This window comes from Pseudomonas sp. EYE_354 (assembly GCF_023148575.1).
In the GTDB taxonomy this organism is placed as follows: Bacteria; Pseudomonadota; Gammaproteobacteria; order Pseudomonadales; family Pseudomonadaceae; genus Aquipseudomonas.
In genome coordinates this window covers 93,176-119,147 of sequence record NZ_JAHXNQ010000019.1, presented here as the reverse complement: position 1 = coordinate 119,147, position 25,972 = coordinate 93,176, and the positions used below count along the sequence as shown (strand labels likewise).

The window sequence follows — 25,972 nt, the reverse complement described above, 5'->3', positions numbered from 1 at the left end:
GGTACGCGACTTCACGGCACCACAACCCCGCTATAGGGGGGAGTTTCTACAGCAGGATTGTTGCCAAAAAGAATGCGCCCCTTGGGGCGCATTCTTTTGTTCGGTCAACAATCACCCATCAGGCAATCGCATCCCAAGCCCGATCACCTTTCTCGTCCTTGATGCGAGTCGGCAACCCCATCACGTCCAGCGCTTTGAGGAACGGGCCAGCCGGCAGTTCCTCGACGTTGGCCATGTGTTTCACATCCCACTCGCCACGGGCTACCAGCAGCGCGGCGGCGACGGGTGGAACACCGGCGGTGTAGGAGATGCCCTGGCTGTCGGTTTCGGCAAAGGCGTCTTCGTGGTCGGCCACGTTGTAGATAAACAACTCACGTGGCTGGCCATCCTTGGTGCCTTTGACCAGATCGCCGATGCAGGTCTTGCCGGTGTAGCCAGGGGCGAGCGAAGACGGGTCGGGCAGTACGGCCTTGACCACTTTCAACGGCACCACTTCCAGGCCTTCGGCGGTCTTGACCGGCTTCTCGGAGAGCAGGCCGAGGTTGTTCAGCACGGTGAACACGTTGATGTAGTGCTCGCCGAAGCTCATCCAGAAGCGCACGTTGGGCACGTCGAGGTTTTTCGACAGCGAGTGCACTTCATCGTGACCGGTGAGGTAGAGGTTCTGCGAACCGACCACCGGCAGGTCGTCGGTACGTTTGACTTCGAACATGGTGTTGCTGGTCCACTGGCTGTTCTGCCAGCTCCACACCTGTCCGGTGAATTCGCGGAAGTTGATTTCCGGGTCGAAGTTGGTGGCGAAGTATTTGCCATGGGAGCCGGCATTGACGTCGAGAATGTCGATCGAATCAATGCGGTCGAAATGCTGTTGCTGCGCCAGCGCGGCATACGCGTTGACGACACCTGGGTCGAAGCCCACGCCAAGGATGGCGGTGATGTTCTTCTGTTTGCACTCTTCCAGGTGGTTCCACTCGTAGTTGCCGTACCACGGCGGGGTCTCGCAGACCTTGCCCGGCTCTTCGTGGATGGCGGTGTCGAGGTACGCAACGCCGGTATCGATGCAGGCACGCAGTACCGACATGTTGAGGAACGCGGAACCGACGTTGATGACGATCTGCGATTCGGTTTCACGGATCAGGGCCTTGGTCGCTTCCACGTCCAGGGCGTTCAGCGCGAAGGCTTTGATATCGGCGGGTACTTTGAGGCTACCCTTGGCCTTGACGCTGTCGATGATGGCCTGGCATTTGGAGATGTTGCGCGACGCGATAGCAATACGACCGAGTTCGTCGTTGTGCTGCGCGCACTTGTGGGCCACCACCTTGGCGACACCTCCTGCACCAATGATAAGAACGTTCTTTTTCAATTGCTTTTGCTCTCCTAATATCCGCCAGCTTACGAAAGGCTGGACAGGTAGTCGTCGTAACCAAATTCACGAACCACTTCGACTGTACCGTCGAGTTGTTTCACTACGATGGACGGCATTTTCAGGCCGTTGAACCAGTTTTTCTTGACCATGGTGTAGCCCGCGGTGTCGATGAACGACAGCCGATCGCCGATGGCCAACGGACGATCAAATTGGTATTCGCCGAAGATATCCCCGGCCAGGCAGGATTTGCCGCACACCATGACGGTGTGCTCACCCTCGCTCGGCGCCAGCTTGGCGTTGAGGCGGTAGATCAGCAAGTCCAGCAGGTGGGCTTCGATGGAGCTGTCGACCACGGCGAGGTTTTTGCCGTTGTAGAGGGTGTCGAGCACGGTCACTTCCAGGGAAGCGCTGTTGGTGATCGCCGCTTCGCCGGGCTCCAGGTACACCTGCACGCCGTACTTCTCGGAGAATGCCTTCAGCCGCGCGCAGAAGGCGTCCAGTGCATAGCCTTCACCCGTGAAGTGGATGCCGCCGCCGAGGCTCACCCACTTGACCTTGTGCAGCAGCGCGCCGAAGCGTTCTTCGATGGTGCACAGCATCTTGTCGAACAGGCTGAAGTCGCCGTTCTCGCAGTTGTTGTGGAACATGAAGCCGGAGATCTGCTCGATCACGCCTTCGATCTTCTCCGGGTCCCATTCGCCCAGGCGGCTGAACGGACGCGCCGGGTCTGCCAGCAGGTAATCGGAGCTGCTCACCTGCGGGTTCACCCGCAGGCCACGGGTCTTGCCTTCGCTGCGTTCGGCAAAACGCTGCAACTGGCTGATGGAGTTGAAGATGATCTTGTCGCAGTTATCCAGCATCTCTTCGATTTCATCGTCGGCCCAGGCCACGCTGTAGGCGTGGGCTTCACCTTCGAATTTCTGGCGACCGAGCTTCAATTCATAGAGCGACGAGGAGGTCGTGCCGTCCATGTATTGTTGCATCAGGTCGAACACCGACCAGGTGGCAAAGCACTTGAGCGCCAGCAGAGCCTTGGCGCCGGACTGCTCGCGCACGTAAGCAATCTTCTGCATGTTGACCAGAAGCTTCTGTTTATCGATGAGGTAGTACGGCGTTTTGATCATTTTTGAGAGCCTGCGGCGGTGCCTGCCAAAAAAGGACACGCATTGTGCCCGCACTTGGTCAGGATCGAAAGGTTAGCCGGCGGATTTTGCGCGCCGGGTTTTCAAGCATAGCCCCGGAGTATGACTATCCAAGGGCATACATCGGCCCGGTGTGGGAGGGGGCGGCTGCCATCAAACCGTCATCTTCCCACCACTGTCCTGCCACATTTGCTCGTTACTGTCCTCGCCAATGAGATCGATCTCAAGCGAGTGACAATGACTGATTTGAAAGACGTTGCGCGGCTGGCCGGTGTATCCCGTGCCACCGCCGCCCGTACCTTTGCCTCCCCTGAGCAGGTGCGCATGGCCACCCGCGAACAGGTGTTCGCCGCCGCCCGTGAGCTGGGCTTTCGCCCTAATTTGCTGGGCCGCCAACTGCGCCTGCAAACCACCAACCTGATTGGCGTGGTGGTACCCAACCTGCTCAACCCGGTGTTCGCCGAACAGTTCCAGGCCATGGAGCGGGCGGCGCGTTTGCGCGGTTACAGCCTGGTGTTGGCGACCACCGACTACAGCGCCGAGCGCGAGTGCAGCGTGGTCGAAGAACTGCTGCGCCAGCGGGTGGACGGCCTGGTGCTGACCGTCACCGATGCCGAAAGCAACAGCGTGCTCAGCAGCCTGAATTCCGAGAAAACGCCGTTCGTGCTGGCCTATCACCAACCCAGCAACCCCAACTACAGCGCCGTGTCGGTCGACAACCGCGCCGGCATGGCCATGGCCACCCGTTATTTGCTGGACGCGGGGCACCGGCGTATCAGCATGGTCGCCGGGCCCGCGTTGCAGTCCGACCGTGCTCGCCTGCGCTATGCCGGCTATTGCGATGCGATGAACGCCTACGGCCTCAAAAGCCGCCCGGTGATCGAGATGTCGGCCCACACCCAGGCCGATTTTGCTGCGATCCAGCCGGCGCTCGCGGGCGCCGAGGCACCCACCGCTCTGGTGTGCTCCAACGATTTTCTGGCCATCAGCCTGATCGCCGAGCTGCGCCGCAACGCCTGGCATGTACCGCAGCAGCTCTCGGTGATGGGCTTCGATGGCATCGCCCTCGGCACCCAGATGCACCCGACCCTGTGCAGCGTGGTGCAGCCCATTGCGCTGCTCGCCAGCACGGTAATTGACCAACTGCTGGCGCAGATCGCCGGCAACGATCCGATTTCCCATTGCCTGCCTTGCCATATCCGGCCGGGCGACAGTACTCAACCCCTTGAGGAGTCCCTTGATGCGCGCATTCCGTAAAACCCTGGCAGCGGTGCTGCTGTGTGGCATGGCCGGCCTGGCCCAGGCCGCCGACACCGCGATTTGCTACAACTGCCCGCCGGACTGGGCCGATTGGGGCACCCAGCTCAAAGCCATTGCCGCCGACACCGGCGTCCAGGTGCCGCTGGACAACAAGAACTCCGGCCAGTCGCTGGCCCAACTGGTGGCAGAGAAGGCCGCACCGGTGGCCGACGTGGTGTATTACGGCGTGACCTTCGGTCTGCAGGCGCAAAAAGCCGGCGTGGTCGAGGGTTACAAGCCCAAGGGCTGGGAACAGATCCCCGCCGGCCTGAAAGACCCGGCCGGGCAGTGGTTCGCGATCCACTCCGGCACCTTGGGCATCATGGTCAACGTCGATGCCCTGGGCGGCCTGCCGGTGCCGCAAAGCTGGGCCGACCTGCTCAAACCCGAATACAAAGGCATGGTCGGTTACCTCGATCCCTCCAGTGCCTTTGTCGGCTACGTTTCCGCAGTGGCAATCAACCGCGCCCTGGGCGGCGATCTGGACAACTTCGCGCCGGCTATCGACTACTTCCAGAAACTGGCCAAAAACGCCCCCATCGTGCCCAAGCAGACGGCCTACGCACGGGTGCTGTCCGGTGAGTTGCCGATCCTGGTGGACTACGACTTCAACGCCTACCGCGCACGCTACAAAGACAACGCCCACGTTGATTTCGTGATCCCCAAGGAAGGCAGCATCAGCGTGCCCTATGTGATGAGCCTGGTGGCCAACGCGCCGCACCGCGCCAACGGCGAGAAGGTGCTGGATTTTGTGCTCTCCGACGCCGGCCAGGCGCTGTGGGCCAAGGCTTACCTGCGCCCGGTGCGCCCGGTGCAGATGCCGGCTGAGGTCGCCGCGCAATTTCTGCCGGACAGCGACTACGCCCGCGCCGGTGTGGTGGATTACCAGAAAATGGCCGCCGTGCAGGAAGCCTTCGCCGCCCGCTACTTGAACGAGGTCAAGTAAGTGGCAACGTCGTCCAAACATGCGGCCCTGGCGTTGGCCCCGGCCTTTGCGGTGCTGCTGGCGTTCTGGTTGTTGCCGCTGGCGCACTTGATCGTGCTGGGCACCGAGAGCCGCGACAGCCATGGCAGCGGTTATTGGCAAGTGCTCAGCAGCGCACAGTACGTGGGCAGCCTGGTGCAAACCTGTGTGCTGGCGATGGTGGTCACGTTCGCGGCCTTGCTGGTGGGCGGTATCAGCGGGGTGTTCCTCGCGCGGCAGCAGTTCTTCGGGCGCTCGGCGCTGGTGGCGCTGCTCACGTTTCCGCTGGCGTTTCCCGGCGTGGTGGTGGGCTTTCTGGTGATCCTGTTGGCGGGGCGCCAGGGATTGCTGGCGTCCCTGGGCCTGCACCTGGCCGGTGAGCGCTGGATCTTCGCCTACTCGTTGGCCGGGTTGTTCGTGGGCTACCTGTACTTCTCGATCCCACGGGTGATCCTCACGGTGATGGCCGCTTGCGAGAGTCTCGACCGCAGCCTCGAAGAAGCCGCGCATTCCTTGGGCGCGGGACATTGGCGCGTGGTGTGCGACGTGATCGTGCCGGGCCTCGCGCCAGCGCTGGCGTCGTGCGGGGCGATCTGTTTTGCCACGTCCATGGGCGCCTTCGGCACGGCCTTTACCTTGGGCACGCGGCTGAACGTCACCCCGGTAGCGATCTACAACGTGTTCACCAATTACGCCAACTTTGCCGTGGCGGCAGCGCTGTCGGTGGTGCTGGGCGCGGTGACGTGGGCGGTGTTGCTGCTCACGCGGCGCCTGGTGAAAAACGCGGGGACGGTCCTGTGAAGCGCTCATCGCTGTTCGTGGTGCAACTGCTGTTCACCCTGCTGGTGTGCGCCTTCATGTTGGTGCCGGTGCTCATGTCGCTGGTGGCCGGGTTGACGCGCAACTTCTTTGTCGGTGTGTCCAGCGGCCTGACCTTCGACTGGCTGGTGCAGGTGTGGCAGGCCTATTCACCGACCGTGTGGCTGTCGCTGCAACTGGCCGTGGCCTGCGCGGTGTGCGTGTGTGTGGTCGGCGTTCCGGCGGCCTACGCCCTGGTGCGCATGAACAACCGCTTCAGCCGCGCCTTTGAAGAGTTGATGGTGCTGCCGGTGGCGATGCCGGGCCTGGCCAGTGCGCTGGCGTTGCTGCTGACCTACGGGCAGTTCGGCACGTTTCGCAGCAGTTGGGTCTTCATCCTGGTCGGGCATGTGCTGTTTACCCTGCCATTTCTGGTACGCCCGGTGATGGCGGTGATGCAGCGCCAGCAACTGCCGGTGTTGGAAGAAGCGGCTGCCAGCCTGGGCGCCGGCCCCATCAAACGCTTTTTCAGCGTGGTGGTGCCCAACTGCCGGGCGGGGATTCTGGCCGGGGTGCTGATGGTGGTCACCTTGTCCCTGGGTGAATTCAACCTGACCTGGATGCTGCACACGCCAATGACCAAAACCCTGCCGGTGGGCCTGGCCGACAGTTATGCCTCGGCGCGTCTGGAAATCGCCAGTGCCTACACCCTGATCTTTTTGCTGATGATCGTGCCGCTGCTGATTGCGTTGCAGGCCATCAGTGCCCGTTTGTCCCGTGGAGAGCGTCGATGACCGCTATCACTATCCGCCTGCAAGGCTGTCGCAAGGCATTCGCCGACGGCACCGTGGCCGTGCATGACCTGAACTTGACCGTCGAAGGCGGCGAAACCCTGGCGATCCTCGGACCGTCCGGCTGTGGCAAAACTACCACCCTGCGTCTGATCGCCGGCCTGGAACGCCCGGACATCGGCCAGGTGCTGTTCGGTGACACGGATGTGACGCGTCTGCCCATCGAGCGGCGTGATGTGGGCATGGTGTTTCAGAACTACGCGCTGTTTCCCAACCTCGATGTGGCGGGGAACATCGTCTATGGCCTGAAGATTCGCGGCGTGGCGCCGCGCGAGCGTACTCAGCGTTGCGAAGAGCTGCTGGAGCTGGTGGGTTTGCAACAGCACGGCAAACGCAGCATCCATGAGTTGTCCGGCGGCCAACGCCAGCGCGTGGCGCTCGCCCGGGCCCTGGCACCGCGCCCCAAGGTGCTGCTGCTCGATGAACCGCTGGCAGCCCTCGATGCGCAATTGCGTGAGCGCCTGCGCAGTGAGCTCAATGAACTGCTGCGGGGCCTGGGCATTACCTCGGTGTTCGTCACCCACGACCAGGGCGAAGCCATGGCCCTGGGCGACCGCATCCTGGTGATGGAGCACGGGCGCATCGCGCAACTGGCCAGCCCACGGGAGATCTACCAGAAACCTGCGAATGCCTTCGTCGCCGGTTTCGTCGGCAACCTGAACGCTTTTGAGGTCATCGAGCCGTCCACTCACGGCTTGAAAGTCTGCGGCGGCGAGTTGCCCTGGCACGAAGCTAATCTGCCCAATACCGTGTACTGCCGCCCCGAACACCTGCGGGTGATGGAGCACGAAGGGCATCTGCACGGGCATCTGCTCGCGCAGTTTTTCCAGGGCGCCCAAAGTCGCCTGCTGGTGGACGTAGGCGGCCCGCAACCGCTGTTGGTGGACTGCAGCGACAACCACCTGTACGCCGTCGGCGCGCCGATGGCTCTGGCAGTTGCGCCGCATAAATTGTTCACCCTCAATGCATGAGAGTCTGCTTGTGAATCGTCCGTTTTTAGTCGCACAGATCAGCGACCTGCACCTTAAAGCCGGCCAGCGCCTCACCTATGGCGTTGTGGATACCCTGGGCGCGCTGCGCCGTGCCGTCGACCACCTGAATGCCAGCCAGCCACGGCCGGATATCGTGGTGGTCAGCGGCGACCTGGTGGACTTCGGCCGCGCCGATGAATACGCCGTGCTGCACCCGGAACTCGCGCGCCTGCACATGCCGTGCTACCTGGTGCCGGGTAACCATGACAGCCGTGGGCCGCTGTTGGATGCATTCAGCGACCACGCCTACTTGCCGCGTTCGGCAGACGGCCCGTTGGATTGGGTGGTGGACGCGCATCCGCTGCGACTGATTGGCCTGGACTCCACCATTCCCGGTGGCCACGGCGGCCAGTTGCTCGACAGCCAGGTGCAGTGGCTCGACGCCCAACTGGCGTTGCGCCCCGATATGCCGACCTTGCTGATCCTGCATCACCCGCCCTTTATCAGCGGCATCGGCCATATGGACCGCGAACCCTTTATCAATGCCGCCGCCCTGGAAGCGGTCGTCGCCCGCCACCCGCAAGTGGAACGCCTGTTATGCGGGCACCTGCACCGGCCGATGCAGCGACGCTTCGGTGGCAGCCTCAGTTGTGTGTGCCCCGGCACGTCCCATCAGATCGTGCTGGATTTGCAGGCGGCGGCGCCTGCGCATTTCAACCTGGAGCCGGCGGGGTATCTGTTGCATCGCTGGGAGGCACAGCAAGGGCTGATCAGCCACAACGGCGTGTTCGGGGACTACCCGGGCCCGTATCCGTTTTATGACGCTCATGGATTGATTGACTGAGGTTGTACGGAGGTTTCACTTCACTCAACTGACTCGCTGAATAACCGTTAACGCCGCGGCCAACTTAACGTGTGGCCGACGGCATCCTGCTGCTCTTTTTTGCGCCCGGAACTTGGATTCCGCGCCGGAGTTCGTCCTGATGAAAGCAACGTTGAATGTATTGAGTCTGTTGACCGGTGGCTTGGGTATTGTCCTGAGCCCCTTGGCTTCTGCGGACTTTTTGAGCGACAGCAAAGCCAACCTGGGCCTGCGTAACTTCTATTTCAATAACGATAACCGCGACGGAACGGCCGCGCCGTCCAAGACGGAGGAGTGGGGCCAGGCTTTTATCCTCAACTACCAGTCGGGCTTTACCGACGGCACCGTAGGGTTCGGCCTGGATGCCATCGGCATGCTTGGTGTGACCCTCGACAGCGGCGGCGGGCGCCATGTGGGCAGCTCGATGATCCCCAACGATGACGGCAAAGCCGCTGACAACTGGGCTCGTGGCGGCGCCACGGCCAAAGCGCGCTTTGCCAAGACCGAAGCGCGCTACGGCTACCTGCGCCCGAACCTGCCGATTCTGGTGAGCAACGACGGGCGCCTGTTGCCGCAGTCGTTTGAGGGTGGGCAAGTCACCAGCAACGACATCGACAACCTGACGCTGGTCGGCGGCCAACTGCAACACACCACCGGCCGTGGTTCCAGCGACAGCAGCGGCCTGGCCGCGGCCGGTGGCACCCGTGAAAGCAACAAATTCACCTACGCCGGCGCTGACTACAAACTGACCAAAGACCTGATGCTGCAGTACTACTACGCCAACCTCGAGGACTATTACCAGCAACACTTCGCCGGGTTGATCCACGTGTTGCCGCTGGGCGAATACGGCTCGTTGAAGACTGACCTGCGCTACTTCAAGACCACCGCCGACGGCAAAAACAGCAGCGCCGCCGGCCGTGCCGAAGGCTACAAGTTCGGCGGTTACACCAAGAACGGCAACGGTGAAATCGACAACAACACCTGGAGCGCGGCGTTCATCTACTCCCTGGGCCCGCACGCGATCACCGCCGGTTATCAGCAAGTCTCGGACGACAGCAACTTCGCCCAACTCAACCAGGGCGGCCTGGTGGGCAAAGGCGAGGGCGGTGCCAGCCTGTACCTCTACACCGACCGCACCGTGCAAACGTTCATCCAGGCCGGCGAGCGCACGGCGTTTGCACAGTATGCGTATGACTTCGCATCCCTCGGCGTACCGGGCCTCAAGGCGTCGGTGATGTACCTCAAGGGCGAGCATATCCTCACCGCCAGCGGCAACGATGCCAGCGAGTGGGAACGGGATATCTCCCTGGATTACGTGGTGCAGAGCGGCACGTTCAAGAACGTCGGGTTTGGCTGGCGCAACGGGATGTCCCGCAGTGAAGTGGCGCGGGACCAGGATCAGAACCGGTTGTTTGTGAGCTATTCGATTCCGTTGATGTAAGACCCGCTGGCCCCTGTTGCGAGGTGCAGATTAGCTCGCAACAGGGGCGTTTCATGGCCTGTATTTATCGGATGGCGGCGGTCCAGCTACGCCCGTCATCCTTGGACTGCAGCAAGTTGCCGTTGACCATTGAGGCGAACACCGATTTGCCGTCGCGGCTGTAGAAGAACTCATTGATCAGGGTGGGGGAGAGTGCGGTCGTTTCGGTCCATGTAGTGCCACCGTTTTGCGTATAGGCCATGCGCATATCGGAATAGAGCACATAGTGCAGGGCGACGCCGTTGTTCTTGTCCCTGAAGTTGGAGCCAAACATATATCGCGTGTGGGTCGAGTCTTGCCAGGTCTTGCCGTGGTCATGGCTTTCATAGGGGTTGAAAATCATTGATGCCGCACAGCTGCAATGCAGCACGCCATCGTTGGAAGCCCAGAACAGAGAAATGCCACCCGGCAGCGGGTAGAGCGCGGACTGCCGGTTTTCAAGATTCAACACGCCGACCTTGTCACCGGGCACAGAGCTGACCAACTCGTTTCCCAGCAAGTAAGACCTGGTAGGGAACAGCTCAGAGAGCGCGCGCAGGGAGAGTTCCTTTTCGTAGCGCGCCAACTGCGTCCAGTGATCGCTACCCAGTGGTGCGCTGTGAATGTAGATACTGTTTCCGCGCAATGTGGTTGCGATGACCTGGTCCTTCCATTGGTGCAAGTTGGTAACGACGCCAAAAGGCAGGTTGCCTCGGATGGACCGCCAATGCCTTCCTTGGTCATCCGATTGACGCAATGTGCCCAATTCCCCGCCTGCCAGCCAGGTTCCGGCGCCGGTGACGAGGGCCGATTCGATGGCGTTGCGCACCCCTACATCATGCGCAACGGCGGGTTGTCCGGGCGTCCATTCATAGATCACGCCGTTGGCACTGGCGTAGATAAAAGTGTTTTCGGTAGTCTGCTGCAGCGACATAACGCCGAAGCTGAGGGCTTTGCTCAGTTCAAAGGCGCTTGTCATGTCGGCCTTTACGGTTTGCCCATCCCATGACAGCGTTGGCTTGGCGAGCAGCGGGCTCAGACCGGGAAATAAGGCTTGGACACGCTCTCGCGTGGACTCGTTGGCGGGGGCCTGACTATGCACAAATACCAGGCGGTCCTTGACCGGCGTCTGGATAATGACCCCTAAGTCAGTCAGCTGACCGCTTTGCACAGCAAAGCGGCTGAAGTCCGAACTGATATCGACTTCGTTGCTGACACACATTGCGCCGCATTGGCCTGCGTTGAACTGTCCCAGGCGATAAGTGCCTGGCGGTAATGAGCCGGCGTAGATGGCTGATCTGGAAGTGGCTTCTTCGTTTTTACGCAGTGAGAACTTGTCGCCGTGCTCACCTGTGGGGCTGCTCACACGCTCAAGGGTAATGGTCTGCCAGTTCTTGAAAAAAAAGCTGACATTGGGGCTGTTGACCAGAATCTGAACCATGACGGCACCATCCGACGCCCTGTCGATTTGGGCGTCGCGAGGTTGGATTTGCATACAACCTGTGAGAATGAGGAGCAGGCATAACAGACTGCGTATCTTCACCGGGAAAGTCCTTTTTCGGGGGTGGCGCTAGGGTGGCGGAACGAGGGAGTGCGTAGCTTTTAGTACACACCACGTAGAACGTCAACTTGACGCGCAAGCCGCGTTCGCAAGGCTCAATGACTTCACATGGGTCGCGGTCCCGTCGCTTATCGGCTGAAAACCGCAGCGCCGATAAAACGCGGCAGCTTCGGGTGTGTCGGTGAACAACCGTACTTCTTCAAATTTCAGGGCGGCGTGGTCCAGCAGTGCTTGCACCAGGGTGCGCCCCAACCGGCGTCGACGCACGTGAGTGGCGACGTATACCCGGCGCAGCCGACCGACCGTTGGCCCGGCATGGGGATCCTGGGTAATGCCACCGATGGCGACCAATTGGTCTTGGTAAAACACGCCTAACAGGCATTCGCCTGGCCGACTGAATCGGTTGGTGTGGTTGTCCCATTCGGTGATCAGCCGTGTCAGGAACCCGAATCCTTCGCTGATGGCCTGGGCCTCCAACGCGCGTACCGCTTGGGGAAGGTCTATCAGTGGGCGTATCGAAACGCCGTCGTCGTAGAGGTCGCTGAGTGGGTGACGCTCTTGCATATCGATTGAACTCGCCTTCTTGTGAGCACGCGTAACTGTACTTCCATGACAGGGCCTCGTGCGCAGATCGGTCTTAATCACAAAGGCGGTTTAGTGGTCTGAGCGGCCGGGTTGCTGGCCTGCCACAAACGTACAAGATCCGCCCCGGAGCGCCTGAGTAGACTGGCCGCACTTCTTTCAGCAGGTCTCCCATGGATATCTTTCTCTACGCGTTCAGCGTCATGTACAGCCCCGGTCCCGTGAACTTCATGGGGCTCAATGCCGGCCTCACCGGCAAGTTGCGCCGCTCTACCGGGTTTTTCATCGGGGTGGGCTGCGCGATGATGGTGATGTTCGTGCTGTTTGGCTACACCGGTGAAGCAATCATTTCCCAAGCGGCGTTGCCTTATATCTCCTTGGCGGGCGGTGTCTACACGCTTTACCTGGCGTACCAGGTGTTCACCGCGCGTACAGTGGTTGACGAAGGGTCAAGCGTACCGACCAAATCCTTAACGTTCTGGAACGGCCTGGTGATCCAACTGCTCAACCCCAAGGGCGTCATGGCGGTGTTGCCGATCACCAGCGTGATGCTGCCGGCGGCGCATATCACCGGCGCGGCCATCGCCGGGGTGTCGGCCCTGCTGGCGTTGGGTGCCGTGGGGGCGCCGTGGGTGTATGCGCTGCTCGGGGCGATGCTGGGGCGGCGGATCAGCGGCCATTCGGCCTTCACCCTGTTCAACCGTTGCATGGGCCTGGCGCTGGCGGTGTGCGCGGTGTTCATGTTCCACGCGTTTTATCTGCATGTCATTCGAACATGAGTAGAACTTGTGACGATCTAAAATAAAATGAGTTTGTCTCACTATCGATGCGTGTCGACAATGGCTGCCATATCTATTCGACATTGGAGTTGTAAGTCATGGCAGTCGCTCATTCCCTTGGATTTCCGCGCATTGGACGCGACCGTGAACTGAAAAAAGCGCAGGAAGCGTTTTGGAAGGGCGAACTTGACGAAGCCGGCCTGCGCGCCGTGGGGCGTGACTTGCGCAAAACCCATTGGGACCTGCAGAAACAGGCCGGCATCGAATTGCTGCCCGTCGGTGACTTCGCCTGGTACGACCAGGTGCTCACGCATTCGCTGATGTTCGGTGTAATCCCGCCGCGTTTTCGCCCAGCGGATGGCAAGGCCACCCTGCAGACGCTGTTCGGCATGGCCCGCGGTGTCAGCGACAGCTGCTGCGGCGGTGCCCACGCCCAGGAAATGACCAAGTGGTTCGACACCAACTACCACTACCTGGTCCCTGAATTCAGCGCTGACCAGCACTTCCACCTGGGTTGGGACCAATTGTTCGAAGAGGTCCAGGAAGCCCGCGAGCTGGGCCACACCGTCAAGCCGGTGGTGATCGGCCCGTTGACTTACCTGTGGCTGGGCAAGGTCAAGGGCGCTGATTTCGACAAGCTGGACCTGCTCGATCGCCTGCTGCCGTTGTACGGCCAGATCTTCCAGCGTCTGGCGGAACTGGGCGTGGAGTGGGTGCAGATCGACGAACCGATCCTGGTGCTGGACCTGCCGCAGGAGTGGAAAAACGCTTTTGAGCGCGCCTATAACCTGATCCAGCGCGACCCGCTGAAAAAACTGGTGGCCACGTACTTCGGTGGCCTGGAAGAGAACCTTGGCCTGGCCGCCAACCTGCCGGTCGACGGCTTGCATATCGACCTGGTGCGCGCGCCGGAACAGTACCCGACCATCCTCGACCGCCTGCCGGCGTACAAGGTGTTGTCCCTGGGGGTAGTCAACGGCCGTAACGTATGGCGCTGCGACCTGGAAAATGCCCTGGCGACCTTGCGGCATGCCCATGAAAAATTGGGCGATCGCCTGTGGGTAGCGCCGTCCTGCTCGTTGCTGCACAGCCCGGTGGATCTGGGGCGTGAGGACCAATTGGACGCTGAGCTCAAGAGCTGGCTTGCGTTTGCCGTGCAAAAGTGTGCCGAAGTGGCGGTGCTGGCCCAGGCGGTCGACGCCCCCCAGGCGCCAGACGTGCTCGCGGCTCTGGCGCAAAGTCGCGCCGTGCAGGCCGCACGTGCGGCTTCGCCACGTATTCATAAGCCGGCGGTACAAGCACGCGTTGCCGCCATTACCGCCCAGGACAGCCAGCGCCATTCGCCGTTTGCCCAGCGTATCGAGCAGCAGCGCGCGGATCTCAACCTGCCGTTGTTTCCCACTACTACCATCGGTTCGTTCCCGCAGACGGCGTCGATCCGTCTGGCGCGTCAGTCGTACAAGGCCGGCAAGTTGAGCGAGGCTGAATACGTCGAGGCGATGCACAGCGAGATCAAACACGCCGTCGAAATCCAGGAACACCTCGGCCTGGATGTGTTGGTCCACGGTGAAGCCGAGCGTAACGACATGGTCGAGTACTTCGCCGAGCAACTGGATGGCTACGTGTTCACCCGTTTTGGCTGGGTGCAGAGCTACGGGTCGCGCTGCGTGAAACCGGCGGTGATCTTCGGCGACCTGAGCCGCCCCAAAGCGATGACCGTGGAGTGGATCCGCTACGCCCAAGGCCTGACCCACAAAGTGATGAAAGGCATGCTGACCGGCCCGGTGACCATGCTGATGTGGTCCTTCCCGCGCGAAGACGTGGGCCGCGAGGTGCAGGCCCGTCAACTGGCCCTGGCGATTCGCGATGAAGTGATCGATCTGGAAGCTGCCGGGATCAAAATCGTTCAGATCGACGAAGCCGCGTTTCGTGAAGGCCTGCCGTTGCGCCAGGCGCAGTGGCAGCCGTACCTGGACTGGGCCACCGAGGTGTTCCGCCTGTGTGCCTCTGGGGTGCGTGATGAAACCCAGATCCACACCCACATGTGCTACAGCGAGTTCAACGACGTGATCGAGTCCATCGCGGCCATGGATGCGGACGTGATCACCATCGAAACCTCACGCTCGGACATGGAACTGCTGGACGCGTTCGAAGCCTTCGCTTACCCGAATGACATCGGTCCGGGCGTGTATGACATCCACTCGCCACGGGTTCCGGATGTGTCGGAAATGGCCAACCTGCTGCGCAAGGCGGCCAGGCGGATTCCGGCCGAGCGCTTGTGGGTGAATCCCGATTGCGGTTTGAAGACCCGTGGCTGGTCAGAGACCGAGGCAGCGTTGATTCATATGGTGGCGGCCGCGCGTCAGCTGCGCGCTGAGCTGGCCTGACTTTTCGGGCAAGCACGCTGGAAAAATGTGGGAGCCTGCTCCCACATTGGCTTTGCGTCAGGTCAGAGGTTTGGGTCAGCTCAGAGGTATTTGAGCCAGGCCAGGTCGCGGCGTCGCGCCTTGAGTCCGGCAAACCAGCGCACGGGCGGGTAAAGCGCCAGTGGCAGTAACAGCGCTGCCCACCAGACCGCGGCGATGGTATCGAAGCCAAAGTAGTTGCCATGGTCTAGCCCAAACAACGCGACACAGGCGACATACAACAGTCTCAGCACAAACAGGTGCAGCAGATAAAAGAACATCGGCGCCGCACCGAACACCGCCAGTACGCTGATCCAACGCTTGTGACCGGCGCGTTCAAACGCCAACAGCAGGAGCATCCCAATGCCCAGGGTCAATGCCAGGAACAGCAACGAGGGCGGGTACTTGGTGACATTGAAAAAGCTCATCAGCGTCTGCACGCTGCTCTCATGGGCTTGCCAGGGTTTCTCGCCATACCCGTTAGCCGCCCGTAACAGCACGAATCCCGCCAACGCGCTCACACCGCCCAGTAGCAGATAACGCTGGCGCAACGCTGGCGGCATACCGTTCGCAAACCAGGGGCCGACGGCGTAACCCAGGGCAATCACCCCGATCCACGGCAGCACGGGATAGGTCACGCGCAGGCGCAGGGTATCGGTCACTTGAATCCAACTGCGTTCATGCAGGATCGACCACAACGTTTGCAACGACGAACCGGGCGTGAAGTGCAGCCCATCCAACAGGTTGTGACCGCCGATGATCACCAGCGCCAGTGCAATCAAGAGCGGGCGCGGTAACCACACCAGGGCGGCCAGGGCGATCATGCTCACGCCGATGGCCCAGATCACCTGCAGGTAGATCACGCTGGGTGGCAGTTGAAAGGTCCAGGCGAAGTTGACCAGGGTGAACTCCAGGACCACCAGGAACAGCCCGCGCTTGAACAGGAACGCCGACACGTCGGCCCGGCCCTGATACTTCTGGCCGTATAAAAACGCTGACAGCCCGGTCAGTAGCACGAATACCGGCGCGCACAAATGCGCGAGGCTGCGGCTTAAAAACAGCGCAGGCTCGGTGGCGTCGATGCTCATGGGGTCGCTGACCTGGCGGTGCAGCAGGAAGGTTTCGCGCACGTGGTCCAACAGCATGAACAGGATCACCAAACCGCGCAGGGCGTCGATGGAGAGCAGGCGTTGGCGCAGGGGAGCAGCATCGGTCATGGGGGAGCATCGCAGGGCAGGTCGGAAAGTTGGCGTTATCCTATAACATTATGCGGCGCGTTGCCGCGCGTTGGCTGCTGTTAAATGGGCTTTCTGGACAGCGGCGGGTTTGCCGGATAACGGGTGGCGGTATTCCCGCCAGGAATGCCCCCATAAAAACCCTGCATTGTCTTTATTCGCGCGCATCTCGTAGCGTGAGGGCTCATAAAAGGAGATTGCCCATGAGCCAGAGTCCGTTGCGCCTTTACGTCGATTCGATCTTTACCAGCCCGTATGCCATGTCGGTGTTCGTCACACTGCGCGAAAAAGGCCTGGCCTTCGATCTGGTCACCCTGGACCTTGAGGCCGCGCAACACCAGACGGCGGATTTCGCCCGGTTGTCGGTGACCCAACGTGTACCGACCCTGGTGGAAGGCGATTTTGCGCTGTCGGAGTCTTCGGCGATCACCGAGTACCTGGACGAGGCTTATCCCGAAACCGCGGTGTACCCGGCCGATCCCAGGCAGCGGGCGAGGGCGCGGCAGGTGCAGGCGTGGCTGCGCAGCGATTTACTGCCGATTCGCCAGGAACGCTCCACGTTGGTGGTGTTCTGCGGGCAGCAGATGCCGCCGTTGTCGCCGGTGGCCGAGGCGGCCGCCCGGCGCTTGATCAGTGGCGCGCAGACGCTGTTGGCAGGTGACCCGGCCCACCTGTTCGGTGAGTGGTCGATTGCCGATGTGGACCTGGCGCTCATGCTTAATCGCTTGATCCTGAACGGCGACAACGTGCCCGCCGATCTGGTGGCGTACGCCCGGCGTCAGTGGCTGCGGCCGTCGGTGCAGGCGTGGGTCAATCAGCCACGCCCTGTGCTGTAGCGCTTTCACTGATGTGCGTTACGCGTCGGTCCAGGTCTTCCCAATCGGCCATGCCCAGCACCCGCGTGGTGTTCAAGCCGCGCAGGTAACCGCGCAGTTGCTGGGCGCTGGCGTTGATCTGGTCCGCCTCCGCCGCCGCATCCAGCAGTACCTTTTCGTACTCGGTCAGGTAATCGGCGACGCGCTCACGGTACTCCGGCAAGACGGCTTCGCGGATGCGGTCGAAGGTTTTCTGGTGGGGCTTCATGGCAAGTCCTTATAGGTTTTGTCGTGACACTATCGCTTCAGATAATAGTCACCATCACGCAACGCAAGTTCTGTTTTTGCAGGGAAAGGGCAAAATGACTTCATCGAGACGCAGTTCAAGGAAACGCGCGATGAGGACGATAATTCAACTGGCTTTAATGGCCCTGATGCTCGGCACCGCAGTGGTGAACAACGCAGCAATCGCGGGCGATCTGCGTAAAGGCCATTTGCTACCAATCGCCGCTGGCGTAGACTCTCTGCAGCCGGCGCAATCGGTGGGTGTGTTGTTAAGCGACTCCACCCGCGACAATCTCGGCTACCTTGAACGCTACCACGACATGGCCTTGAACGGCGCCAAGGATGTGCTCGACGGGCGGATCCGTGCGGCGTTCGTCAACAGCTCCGACCCGGAACTGGCCATCGATTGGTTGATGAACTCACTGCAAGGCACCTTTTCGTCGGTGACGGTCTACGACAATCTGGATGCATTGCTGCAGGCGCACCCGGATGTCGTGGTGATGCTCGATACACATAACCAACTGTTGACCCCGCGTAACGATGAAGTCGAGGCGCGTTTTGTGGCGCGGTTCTATGACGCCGACCTGCAGTACATCGCCAAGGCCGAAGGTTCGGTGCATAAACAGGTGCCGTCGGTGTGGGTGCGTGACAAATCAGCGCCGGAAATCGCCGCGCAGATCGAGCGGCAGCGGGATGTGCAGCTCGATGCGTTAAAGCAGTTCGATGTGTCGCTCAAGGCGCTGGTGCGCGCCAGTTGATGTGTGTGTTTGACCCTTTATTTTTCGACTCAGGATTTTTTCATGCGCGCTTTGTTCGTACCCCTGACGGCTCTGTTGTTGGCCGGCTGTGTTTCCTCGCCCAATACCCCCACCCTGACCCTGCAATCGATCAAGGGCCCTGACGCCTATGTGCAGTGCGTCTTGCCTAAGCTGGAAAAACACGGGATCACCTCCACCGTGACGCAGAACTCGCGTCACGCCAGGGTGGTGTTGACCAGCAAGATCGCCGCCGACGACGTGCTGGAAGTCTACAAGGCAGGCGAGGGCGGCAAGGTGTTCTTGTATGAGCGCAAGCCGCTGGCGTCGGCCCTCACGCCGTCGCGGCTGGAAATGTCCGCCAAGGAATGCCAGTAACGCCAGGCCACGGGCAACGGGGCAGGGCTCAGGGTCTGGTTTCGTTGCTGAAGCCGTTGACTGTTTTAATCAGCCCTCGCGCCGCCAACGCCACCAATTCTCCGCCTTTTTCCACGGTCGCCAGAGCCGGGTCCGAGCCCATGCGCCCATCCGGGAAACGGGCGCGGAAGTCCAGGGCCTCGCGGATTGGGCCGGTGTTGGCGATCTGAGGTGCGTAGTCGGCGGACTTGATCGAGTCCGGGTAGGCCCATTGCGTCACGGCGATTTCCGACGGTGTGGCATGGCTGCCATGGCCCACCGGGAATTGGCGCTGCGCCAGGTCAGTGACGCCTTCCAGGTCCCACCAATTCACCAGCTTCAACGCAAAGCCGGCAGGGCGCCGGGCGAAGCTGGCTTCGGCGTACAGCTCGGAAAACGCCGCTTCAATGGTCGCGATGTTGCCGCCGTGGCCATTGAGGAACAGGATCTTGTCGAAACCATGCCCGGCCAGCGAGCGCACCCAGTCGCCAATCGCGGCGATGAAGGTGGAAGGACGCAGGGAAATGGTGCCGGGAAAACCCAGGTGATGCTGGGCCATGCCGATATTGAAGGTGGGGCCGATCAGAATGTCGGCGTTCTTTTGCGCCTCATGGGCGATGATCTCCGGGCACATCCAGTCAGTGCCCAGCAGGCCGGTCGGGCCGTGTTGCTCGTTGGAGCCGATGGGGATGACCACCGTGCGGCTGCGCGCCAGGAATTGGCCGATCTCGATCCAGGTCGATTGATGTAGAAGCATTCGAAGCTCTCTTTTATCTGTGGCTAACCGCCACGGATTGTACGACTACTGGCCACCTGTTGGGGTTTGCAATTGAGGTAGGTCGAAGACTTCAACCAGCGCTGGTCGGGATACCACGAAAACATGAACTGCCCATCCTTGAGCTTGTCCACCACCTGTCGCGCCACCTGCGGGCGTACGGCCGGGCAACCCTGGCTGCGACCGATACGGCCTTCGCGCTTGCTCCACAACGGGCTCACATAGTCGGCCGCATGAATCACGATGGCGCGATCGCGCGCCAGGTCATTGAAGCCCGGCTCCAGGCCGTCCATGCGCAGCGAGTAGCCGTGGGTACCCAGGTAGCTTTCCTGGGTGCGGAACAGCCCCAGGCTGGATTGGTGACTGCCTTCGAGGTTGGAGAACTGGGTGGCGAAGTTTTCCCCGGATTTGGCCCCGTGCGCCACCAGGTCGCGCAGCACCAGGGTTTTCTTGCGCAGGTCGAAGATCCATAGCCGACGGGCGGTCGAGGGCTGGGAGTAGTCGATCACGGCCAGGCGCTCAGAGCGTTCCTCGCCATTACTGACCGCACACTGCATCGCATTCAGTGCGCTTTTGAGTACCGTGGGATTGAGTTCTGGAGCCGAGCGGGCCAGGCTGCTATACAAGGAAGGAGGATTGCCATTGGCGGCGAGCGCAGAATTGCTCAACATAGCCAAGCTTAGGGTGATCACGCCAAGGCGACACATAAAAGTCAGCATCTACAGTACATCCCCCCGCTGTGGATTGGAGCCAAGCCATTGTTCAAAAAACACGCATGTTACTTGAGCATTTGCTTGCTCGTTGCACCATTGGTCGCCACGGCCGGTGCACTGGCTGTGCAGCCGTTGCCCGTCACCACCCCCGCGCCGTTGGACCTTGCCCCGGTGCAGCAGGCCCTGGCGCAACTGCCCAGCGTCTGCCCCGGCCTGGCGTCGCAGATAGACGCCGCCGTCCAGGCGCGTCTGCAAGCCTTCTACCAACAGCAAGGCGATGCACCGCTGTGGTCGGACGAGTCGCGCCGCCAGGCGTTGCAATCCCAGTTGCTCATGCTCGCCGACGATGGCCTGGACCCCACCCACTATAGCTCGCCCACCACCGATGCCACGGCCAACGTGCTGTGCAGCGATATCGGCAGCAGCCAGCGCTACCTGCAAGCGCTTCAGGATCTGCACTTCGGTCGTCTGCAGCAGTCGCGCTTCGAACCGCTGTGGCATGCCCAACCGCCGACCCGCGAGCCTGATACCGAGGTGCTGGCCTTCGCTGCCGTCGGCCTGCAAGACATGGCACAGGCCTTTGACCAGGCACGCCCCAGCGCCGATCTCTATCGCAGCCTGCGCAATGCCTACGCCACCGTGCGCCAGCAACCTTTGCCCCACTGGGATCCGGTCGGCAGCGGCCCGCTGTTGCGCCCCGGTATGCAGGACCCGCGTGTGCCGGAACTGGCGCGCCGGCTCTACAGCGGCGGTTATCTGGCCAGTGAACCCAAGGGCAGCGACACGCAATACCGTGCCGAACTGGTTGAGGCGGTGAAGGCGTTCCAGCTGGGCCACTCCCTGCAAGCGGATGGCGTGATCGGTGCCGGGACTGTAGCCGAACTCAATATCAGCCCGGCCGTACGCCGCGAGCAATTGCGCATCAACCTTGAGCGTTTCCGCTGGCTCGCCCAGGACCTGGAGCCCGAAGGCGTGCTGGTCAACGTCGCGGCTGCGCAACTGAGCGTGTACCAGAGCGGCATCCCCGTGTGGCAAACCCGCCTGCAAGTGGGCCGTGCCGAACGCCAGACGCCGTTGCTCAAGTCACGTATCACCCGGCTGACCCTCAACCCCACCTGGACCATCCCGCCGACCATCATGCGCGAGGACAAACTCCCGGCCATCCGCCTCAACCCCGACTATTTGCGCCAGCAAAATCTGCAAGTGCTCGACGCCGAAGGCAACCCGCTGGCGCCCGAGCAGATCGACTGGGCGCACCCCGGTAATATCCTGCTGCGCCAGGAAGCCGGCCCGCGCAACCCACTGGGCAAGATCGTGATGCGCTTTCCCAACCCCTACTCGGTGTACCTGCACGACACCCCCAGCCAGCCGCTGTTCACCAAAGGCCCGCGCGCGTTCAGCTCCGGCTGTGTACGCGTCGAACAACCCTTGCTGCTGCGCGATCTGCTGGTCAGCCCGGCCGAGCGTGCTCGCACCGATGAACTGCTGGCTACCGGCGTGACCCACGAATTCCGTCTGGCCACGCCGGTGCCGGTGCTGCTGGGCTACTGGACGGTGGAAGTCGACCGTCAGGGTGGTCTGGTGTACGCGCCGGATATTTATGCGCGGGATCTGGTGTTGATGAAGGCGATGGGCAGCGTGCTGTGATTTCGGGCGGTCAAGCGTCGGCGAGCGGTGCGGCTTTCATGCTGCACGCAAGTGGCTGAGGAGGGTTTCAACGGCGCCTGCCGATGTGATGTTTGCGGTGACCACGTGGGTGCCGGGCAGTCCGCTGAACACAATTAGCATGGTTCGGTCCTTCGATAGGTCAGTGGCGCGGGTTCAGGGTATCCTTCGGCTCACCCTCCGGTCGACCCCTGGACAGCCGATGCCCTTGCCGTTCGTAAAGATGCACGCCAATGGCGACGACTTCATCATCGTCGACCGCCGTGGCCAGGACGACCCGATCACCGCGCAAATCGCCCGGCGCCTGGGCAATCGCCACACCGGTATCGGTTTCAACCAACTGGCGGTGGTGCTCGACTGCGACGACGCCGCCGCGCGCATCAAGTTCTGGAACGCCAACGGCACGCCCCTGGCCGCCTGCGGCAGTGCCACGCGTGGGGTGGCCGACCGCCTGATGCACGAAACCGGCAGCGATTCGATCGTGCTGCGCACTGACCGCGGCCTGCTGACCTGCACGCGCCAGCCCGGACGCCAGGTCTCGGTAAATATGGGCGAGCCGTCGCTGGACTGGGCCGCGGTGCCGCTGGCCGAGGCGATGGATACACGCACATTGTCGATCAGCGGCAACCCGGCGGCGTGCAGCATGGGCAATCCTCACTGCACGTATTTTGTGGACGACATCGACGCCGTTGACGTACCTGCCGCAGGCCCGTTACTGGAAAATCACGCGCTGTTTCCAGCCAGGACCAATGTGCATTTTGTGCAGGTGCTCGACCGTGGGCACATCCGCCTGCGCATCTGGGAGCGCGGCGGCGGTGTGCCGCTGGGTTCCGGGTCGTGTTGCTGTGGGGCGGTGGTCAATGGCATTCGCCGTGGCTTGCTGGATGCCACGGTGCAGGTGCAGTGCGACGGCGGTACGCTCACGGTGCACTGGGACGGGAGGGGCGGCGTGGTATTGACCGGCAGCGTGGCGCCGATCATGCAGGGCAGCGCCTACGTGTTCTGAAACGTCACCGTGAACGTCGTGCCGGCCGTGGCGCACGAACGCACGTCTACGTCACCGCCATGCACCTTGGCCAATTCGCGCACGATATACAGGCCCAGGCCCACGCTGCGCACATCGCTGCCCTGATCGCTGCCACGGGTCATGGGCTCGAACAACCCGCTCAACAATGCCTTGGGAATCATCGCGCCGTGGTTGTGCACCGCCACTTCGCACATGCCGTCACCCAGGCGCGAGGTCACGGTGATCGGCCGTTGCAGGTCGCCATAGGCCACGCTGTTGGCCACCAGGTTGCCGATGATCTGCTGCACGCGGTCGGCATCCAGGCAGGCGTCGCCAAGGCCTTCGGTGTGATGCACCAGGGTCGCATTGGGGAAGGCCACGCGCAGTTCGTCCACGGCACGGTGAATCACCTCATGCAACGCCAACGGTGCCGCTTTGATGGTGATGCCCTGGCCGACCCGGGCCTGGGTGAAGTCCAGCAGGTCGGCGATCATGCGTTGGGCGCGCTCGGACGATTGGGCGATGTGCCCGAGCAGTTGCTGTTCCTTGGGCGTGCGCTCGGCGCGGGTGAGAAAATCCGTGGCCATGCGGATGGCCGTGAGCGGGTTCTTCAGGTCGTGGCTGACAATCGCGACCATTTGCTCGGCAAACAGCGCGCGGCGCTGGGCGATGGCATAGGCCTCTTTCAATTCAGCCTGGGCCTGGTGCAGCGCCACTTCGGTGGCGGTTTTTTCCTGCAGCAGCGCTTCGGCCAGGTTGCGCGCATTGAGCAGTTCGCGTTCGTACTTGTCACGGTCGGTCGTGCCGAACAGCGCCAGGTCGTACACCACGGCGTCGGCTTGCGCGCGTTTATTGCCGTTGAGCAGCACGGTTACCTTGTGTCCGTCACGGTGCAGCATGTCCAGCTTCACTTCGGTGACGCTGCCGTGCATACGCAGCATCGGTGCCAGGTGGGTCTGGTGGAAGATCCGCCCACCCATGGTCAGCAAGTCCTGAAAGCGCTGGCTGCACAGTTCGCCGATGCTGAACCCCAACCACTCGCCGAAGCGCGTGTTGGCTTTGAGGATCATGCCGTCCTCGGCAGTGACGGCCAGGGCACAGGCCGCGCTGTCGAACACTTCAGCTGACACGAGCGGGTATCCAGGGCGCAAGGAACGCGTCCATGGCCACGGCACAGGCCTGCGGCGCGCTCATGTGCGGGCAATGGCCGACGTTGTCCACCAGGCAATAGGTGCTGTTGGGCAATACGCGATGCAGGTATTCGCCCACGGCCACCGGCGCAATCAGGTCGTCGCTCGATTGCAGGATCAGCACCGGGGTGGTCAGGCCGATTACGTCCTGGCGGTTGTCCGACATAAAAGTCACCCGCGCGAACTGCTTGGCGATGTCCGGTTCGGTGCGGCAGAAGCTTTCGGTCAACTCGACGCTCAGTGCCGGTTGCTGCGGCGCGCCCATGATCACCGGCGCCATGCTGCTGGACCAGCCGAGAAAGTTGCTGTCGAGGGTGTCGAGCAGGTCATCGATGTCCGCGCGGGTGAAACCACCGACGTAGCCCTCGGCATCGATATAGCGTGGCGACGGGCCAATCATCACATGCGCTGCGATGCGCCCCGGTACCAGGCGGTCGGCAAGGGCGCCGATCATCGCGCTGACCGAATGCCCGACCAGAATCACCGGGCCCTCGGCATAGGCGTCGATGATCTCATTCAAGTCGCAGGCGTAGCCGTCCAGCGCGCTGTATTTGGCTTTGTCGAAGGCAGCCAGGTCGGAAAGGCCGGCCCCCACCAGGTCATACATCACCATGCGAAAACGGTCGGCGAACTGCGGCGCCAGGTCATTCCACATGGCCTGGTTGCAGCCGAATCCGTGGGAAAACACCAGGGTCGAGGTCCCGTTGCCTATCACATTGACGTTGTTGCGCTGGCGTAGGTCCATGGGTATCTCGAGGTTGTGGCGTATTGCTATAAGGGACGCAGTTTAGATAGTCGAAGGCTTTGGGTCACGCCTTATAGCGCTGATAAGGTAAAGTCGCCACCTTCAGGAAGAAACTTTAGGTAACAAATATGAAGCGGTGGTTGCGGCAATCCGTCTTGAGTCTGCTGGTGCTGGCGTCGGCAGGCTTGTGTATCACCGCCCAGGCTGATCCGTCGCCCATTGGCGTGGCCCTCGACCAGCGGGTGATCGACCTCACAGGCACCCTGGATGCCGGCACCACCACCCGTCTGAAAGACCAACTCGCCGCCCTGGAACAGCGCAAAGGTGCGCAAGTGGCCGTGCTGCTGATACCCACGATCGGCGACGCGAACCTTGAGGACTACACCAACCAACTGTTCCGTGCCTGGAAGCTGGGGCGCAAGGATGTCGATGACGGCATCCTGTTGCTGGTGGCCAAGGATGACCGCAAGGTGCGCATCGAAGTGGGCTACGGCCTGGAAGGCACCGTCACCGACCTGTTGGCCCACCGCATCATTGAAGAACACATCACGCCGGCGTTTCGCCAGGGCGACTATGTCGGTGGGGTCGGCAGAGGGGTGGACGACCTGATTGTGCTGGTGGACGGCGGCGAGCTGCCGGTCGTGGCTGAACCGGGCTTCCCGATGGGAGCCCTCGCCGTGTTGCTGGCGTTCATTGTCGGCAGCGTCGGCGGGGTGCTGATGGCGGCCGGCAAGTTGCGTTGGCGCCGGGCGCTGATCGCCACCTTGGCGGTCACGTTGCTGTTGACCGTATTGGGCGGTGGTCACGAGTGGCCCATGTATTTGCTGCTGGTGCCGCTGACCCTGCTGATCGGCGGCGCCACGTTCGGCGGCTTGTGGATGGCCCGCACCGTGTTCTACGGCGTGCTCGGCGTGCTTGCGTACATCATCGCGGTGGTGGTGGCGAACCGCTTTATGGCGGTCAACTACGTTCACTGGTTGCTCTGGCCGTTGGGTGGGGCTTTGGTGCTGGGCCTTTACGTGGGGTTGTTCTTCATCATCAAACAGTCCTGGAAAACCCGCCCGCGTTTCTTCCTCGTTCGTGCGTTGGCGGTGCTGGGCATTTATGTCGTCGCAGGGCTGCTGGTGGGGCACGGTTACCAAGGCTGGCTGGTGGCGATACCGGTGGCTTCTTTTGCGGCGTTTGTTGTGTTTGTGCAGAACATTGGCAGCTCAGGCTCCGGCTCGAGTGGCGGTTCCAGTTCGAGCAGCTCAAGCCGCTCCAGCTCCAGCAGCAGTTCGTCGGGCGGCGGTGGTTCCAGTGGCGGCGGCGGGGCTTCGGGGAGCTGGTAGCTCAGTGCCTGGCGCACCGGGC

The 25,972-nt window shown here is 61.8% G+C and carries 25 protein-coding genes; 15 read left to right on the top strand and 10 right to left on the bottom strand.

Going from position 1 to position 25,972, the window contains the following annotated elements:
- Positions 1-118: 118 nt before the first annotated feature.
- Both KZX66_RS23015 and KZX66_RS23010 read right to left on the bottom strand, forming a co-directional pair.
- Positions 119-1,363 carry a saccharopine dehydrogenase family protein gene (locus KZX66_RS23015; protein ID WP_248083540.1) on the bottom strand — a complete coding sequence of 415 codons (1,245 nt, stop codon included), beginning with the start codon at positions 1,361-1,363 and terminating at the stop codon, positions 119-121.
- A 29-nt stretch (positions 1,364-1,392) separates the two neighbouring features.
- Positions 1,393-2,490: a carboxynorspermidine decarboxylase gene (locus KZX66_RS23010; RefSeq protein ID WP_248083539.1), complete on the bottom strand. Its 1,098-nt coding sequence runs from the start codon at positions 2,488-2,490 to the stop codon at positions 1,393-1,395.
- A gap of 255 nt (positions 2,491-2,745) precedes the next feature.
- Here KZX66_RS23010 and KZX66_RS23005 point away from each other — a divergent pair, with 255 nt between their 5' ends.
- The 7 genes from KZX66_RS23005 to KZX66_RS22975 all read left to right on the top strand — a co-directional run bounded on the left by KZX66_RS23005 (position 2,746) and on the right by KZX66_RS22975 (position 9,694).
- Positions 2,746-3,765 (top strand): LacI family DNA-binding transcriptional regulator, encoded by a 1,020-nt coding sequence (locus KZX66_RS23005; RefSeq protein WP_248083538.1) that lies wholly within the window; start codon positions 2,746-2,748, stop codon positions 3,763-3,765.
- Positions 3,749-4,753, top strand: a complete 1,005-nt coding sequence (locus KZX66_RS23000; protein ID WP_248083537.1) for an ABC transporter substrate-binding protein — start codon at positions 3,749-3,751, stop codon at positions 4,751-4,753. The genes KZX66_RS23005 and KZX66_RS23000 overlap by 17 nt, the downstream gene beginning before the upstream one ends.
- Entirely contained in the window at positions 4,754-5,572 is an 819-nt protein-coding gene (locus tag KZX66_RS22995) for an ABC transporter permease (RefSeq protein WP_248083536.1), read from the top strand.
- On the top strand, positions 5,569-6,363 hold the full coding sequence (locus tag KZX66_RS22990) for an ABC transporter permease subunit (protein WP_248083534.1): 795 nt from the start codon (positions 5,569-5,571) through the stop codon (positions 6,361-6,363). The genes KZX66_RS22995 and KZX66_RS22990 overlap by 4 nt, the downstream gene beginning before the upstream one ends.
- On the top strand, positions 6,360-7,391 hold the full coding sequence (locus tag KZX66_RS22985; RefSeq protein WP_248083533.1) for an ABC transporter ATP-binding protein: 1,032 nt from the start codon (positions 6,360-6,362) through the stop codon (positions 7,389-7,391). Before KZX66_RS22990 ends, KZX66_RS22985 begins: the two co-directional genes overlap by 4 nt.
- Positions 7,392-7,401: 10 nt before the next feature.
- Entirely contained in the window at positions 7,402-8,235 is an 834-nt protein-coding gene (locus KZX66_RS22980; RefSeq protein WP_248083532.1) for a phosphodiesterase, read from the top strand.
- Positions 8,236-8,374: 139 nt separating this feature from the next.
- Positions 8,375-9,694, top strand: a complete 1,320-nt coding sequence (locus KZX66_RS22975; RefSeq protein ID WP_248083531.1) for an OprD family porin — start codon at positions 8,375-8,377, stop codon at positions 9,692-9,694.
- 64 nt (positions 9,695-9,758) lie between these two features.
- On the opposite strand, the gene KZX66_RS22970 is transcribed toward KZX66_RS22975, so the two are convergent.
- Positions 9,759-11,153: a hypothetical protein gene (locus KZX66_RS22970; protein WP_248083530.1), complete on the bottom strand. Its 1,395-nt coding sequence runs from the start codon at positions 11,151-11,153 to the stop codon at positions 9,759-9,761.
- Between the two features lie 183 nt (positions 11,154-11,336).
- Positions 11,337-11,837: a GNAT family N-acetyltransferase gene (locus KZX66_RS22965; protein WP_248083529.1), complete on the bottom strand. Its 501-nt coding sequence runs from the start codon at positions 11,835-11,837 to the stop codon at positions 11,337-11,339.
- 191 nt (positions 11,838-12,028) lie between these two features.
- On the opposite strand from KZX66_RS22965, the gene KZX66_RS22960 reads away from it, so the two are divergent.
- Positions 12,029-12,634, top strand: a complete 606-nt coding sequence (locus tag KZX66_RS22960; protein WP_248083528.1) for a LysE family translocator — start codon at positions 12,029-12,031, stop codon at positions 12,632-12,634.
- Between the two features lie 98 nt (positions 12,635-12,732).
- Positions 12,733-15,021, top strand: coding sequence for a 5-methyltetrahydropteroyltriglutamate--homocysteine S-methyltransferase (gene metE / locus KZX66_RS22955; RefSeq protein ID WP_248083526.1), 2,289 nt, complete (start codon positions 12,733-12,735; stop codon positions 15,019-15,021).
- An 80-nt stretch (positions 15,022-15,101) separates the two neighbouring features.
- Here metE and KZX66_RS22950 read toward each other — a convergent pair whose 3' ends face one another.
- Positions 15,102-16,256: a DUF1624 domain-containing protein gene (locus KZX66_RS22950; RefSeq protein WP_248083525.1), complete on the bottom strand. Its 1,155-nt coding sequence runs from the start codon at positions 16,254-16,256 to the stop codon at positions 15,102-15,104.
- A 221-nt stretch (positions 16,257-16,477) separates the two neighbouring features.
- Between KZX66_RS22950 and yfcF the strand changes: the two genes are divergently transcribed.
- Complete coding sequence (yfcF, locus tag KZX66_RS22945) at positions 16,478-17,110, top strand: glutathione transferase (protein WP_248083524.1); 633 nt, start codon at positions 16,478-16,480, stop codon at positions 17,108-17,110.
- Here yfcF and KZX66_RS22940 read toward each other — a convergent pair.
- A complete protein-coding gene (locus KZX66_RS22940) occupies positions 17,085-17,357 on the bottom strand; it encodes a hypothetical protein (RefSeq protein WP_248083523.1) in 273 nt (90 codons plus the stop codon). The genes yfcF and KZX66_RS22940 overlap by 26 nt on opposite strands.
- 130 nt (positions 17,358-17,487) lie before the next feature.
- Here KZX66_RS22940 and KZX66_RS22935 point away from each other — a divergent pair, with 130 nt between their 5' ends.
- A complete protein-coding gene (locus tag KZX66_RS22935; RefSeq protein WP_248083522.1) occupies positions 17,488-18,132 on the top strand; it encodes an ATPase in 645 nt (214 codons plus the stop codon).
- Between the two features lie 42 nt (positions 18,133-18,174).
- Entirely contained in the window at positions 18,175-18,507 is a 333-nt protein-coding gene (locus KZX66_RS22930; RefSeq protein ID WP_248083521.1) for a hypothetical protein, read from the top strand.
- Between the two features lie 28 nt (positions 18,508-18,535).
- Here the strand turns inward: KZX66_RS22930 and KZX66_RS22925 are convergent, their stop codons facing one another.
- Both KZX66_RS22925 and KZX66_RS22920 read right to left on the bottom strand, forming a co-directional pair.
- Positions 18,536-19,282 (bottom strand): creatininase family protein, encoded by a 747-nt coding sequence (locus KZX66_RS22925; protein ID WP_248083520.1) that lies wholly within the window; start codon positions 19,280-19,282, stop codon positions 18,536-18,538.
- 23 nt (positions 19,283-19,305) lie between these two features.
- A complete protein-coding gene (locus tag KZX66_RS22920) occupies positions 19,306-20,019 on the bottom strand; it encodes a murein L,D-transpeptidase catalytic domain family protein (RefSeq protein WP_248083519.1) in 714 nt (237 codons plus the stop codon).
- A 39-nt stretch (positions 20,020-20,058) separates the two neighbouring features.
- Here KZX66_RS22920 and KZX66_RS22915 point away from each other — a divergent pair, with 39 nt between their 5' ends.
- Entirely contained in the window at positions 20,059-21,660 is a 1,602-nt protein-coding gene (locus KZX66_RS22915) for a L,D-transpeptidase family protein (RefSeq protein ID WP_248083518.1), read from the top strand.
- A gap of 220 nt (positions 21,661-21,880) precedes the next feature.
- On the top strand, positions 21,881-22,684 hold the full coding sequence (gene dapF, locus KZX66_RS22910; protein ID WP_248083517.1) for a diaminopimelate epimerase: 804 nt from the start codon (positions 21,881-21,883) through the stop codon (positions 22,682-22,684).
- On the opposite strand, the gene KZX66_RS22905 is transcribed toward dapF, so the two are convergent.
- Together KZX66_RS22905 and KZX66_RS22900 are read right to left on the bottom strand one after the other, a co-directional pair.
- Complete coding sequence (locus tag KZX66_RS22905) at positions 22,672-23,814, bottom strand: PAS domain-containing sensor histidine kinase (protein WP_248083516.1); 1,143 nt, start codon at positions 23,812-23,814, stop codon at positions 22,672-22,674. The two genes, dapF and KZX66_RS22905, sit on opposite strands and share 13 nt — an antisense overlap.
- Positions 23,804-24,619 (bottom strand): alpha/beta hydrolase, encoded by an 816-nt coding sequence (locus KZX66_RS22900; protein WP_248083515.1) that lies wholly within the window; start codon positions 24,617-24,619, stop codon positions 23,804-23,806. Before KZX66_RS22900 ends, KZX66_RS22905 begins: the two co-directional genes overlap by 11 nt.
- A gap of 128 nt (positions 24,620-24,747) precedes the next feature.
- Between KZX66_RS22900 and KZX66_RS22895 the strand changes: the two genes are divergently transcribed.
- On the top strand, positions 24,748-25,950 hold the full coding sequence (locus KZX66_RS22895) for a YgcG family protein (RefSeq protein WP_248083514.1): 1,203 nt from the start codon (positions 24,748-24,750) through the stop codon (positions 25,948-25,950).
- Positions 25,951-25,972: the final 22 nt, after the last annotated feature.

Excerpts from the sequence above, each read along its gene's own strand:
- KZX66_RS23010 (WP_248083539.1), bottom strand. The coding sequence starts at position 2,490 with ATGATCAAAACGCCGTACTACCTCATCGATAAACAGAAGCTTCTGGTC.
- KZX66_RS23005 (WP_248083538.1), top strand. The coding sequence starts at position 2,746 with ATGACTGATTTGAAAGACGTTGCGCGGCTGGCCGGTGTATCCCGTGCC.
- KZX66_RS23000 (WP_248083537.1), top strand. The coding sequence starts at position 3,749 with ATGCGCGCATTCCGTAAAACCCTGGCAGCGGTGCTGCTGTGTGGCATG.
- KZX66_RS22985 (WP_248083533.1), top strand. The coding sequence starts at position 6,360 with ATGACCGCTATCACTATCCGCCTGCAAGGCTGTCGCAAGGCATTCGCC.
- KZX66_RS22975 (WP_248083531.1), top strand. The coding sequence starts at position 8,375 with ATGAAAGCAACGTTGAATGTATTGAGTCTGTTGACCGGTGGCTTGGGT.
- KZX66_RS22970 (WP_248083530.1), bottom strand. The coding sequence starts at position 11,153 with ATGGTTCAGATTCTGGTCAACAGCCCCAATGTCAGCTTTTTTTTCAAG.
- KZX66_RS22965 (WP_248083529.1), bottom strand. The coding sequence starts at position 11,837 with ATGCAAGAGCGTCACCCACTCAGCGACCTCTACGACGACGGCGTTTCG.
- KZX66_RS22960 (WP_248083528.1), top strand. The coding sequence starts at position 12,029 with ATGGATATCTTTCTCTACGCGTTCAGCGTCATGTACAGCCCCGGTCCC.
- metE (WP_248083526.1), top strand. The coding sequence starts at position 12,733 with ATGGCAGTCGCTCATTCCCTTGGATTTCCGCGCATTGGACGCGACCGT.
- KZX66_RS22950 (WP_248083525.1), bottom strand. The coding sequence starts at position 16,256 with ATGACCGATGCTGCTCCCCTGCGCCAACGCCTGCTCTCCATCGACGCC.
- yfcF (WP_248083524.1), top strand. The coding sequence starts at position 16,478 with ATGAGCCAGAGTCCGTTGCGCCTTTACGTCGATTCGATCTTTACCAGC.
- KZX66_RS22940 (WP_248083523.1), bottom strand. The coding sequence starts at position 17,357 with ATGAAGCCCCACCAGAAAACCTTCGACCGCATCCGCGAAGCCGTCTTG.
- KZX66_RS22935 (WP_248083522.1), top strand. The coding sequence starts at position 17,488 with ATGAGGACGATAATTCAACTGGCTTTAATGGCCCTGATGCTCGGCACC.
- KZX66_RS22930 (WP_248083521.1), top strand. The coding sequence starts at position 18,175 with ATGCGCGCTTTGTTCGTACCCCTGACGGCTCTGTTGTTGGCCGGCTGT.
- KZX66_RS22925 (WP_248083520.1), bottom strand. The coding sequence starts at position 19,282 with ATGCTTCTACATCAATCGACCTGGATCGAGATCGGCCAATTCCTGGCG.
- KZX66_RS22920 (WP_248083519.1), bottom strand. The coding sequence starts at position 20,019 with ATGCTGACTTTTATGTGTCGCCTTGGCGTGATCACCCTAAGCTTGGCT.
- dapF (WP_248083517.1), top strand. The coding sequence starts at position 21,881 with ATGCCCTTGCCGTTCGTAAAGATGCACGCCAATGGCGACGACTTCATC.
- KZX66_RS22900 (WP_248083515.1), bottom strand. The coding sequence starts at position 24,619 with ATGGACCTACGCCAGCGCAACAACGTCAATGTGATAGGCAACGGGACC.
- KZX66_RS22895 (WP_248083514.1), top strand. The coding sequence starts at position 24,748 with ATGAAGCGGTGGTTGCGGCAATCCGTCTTGAGTCTGCTGGTGCTGGCG.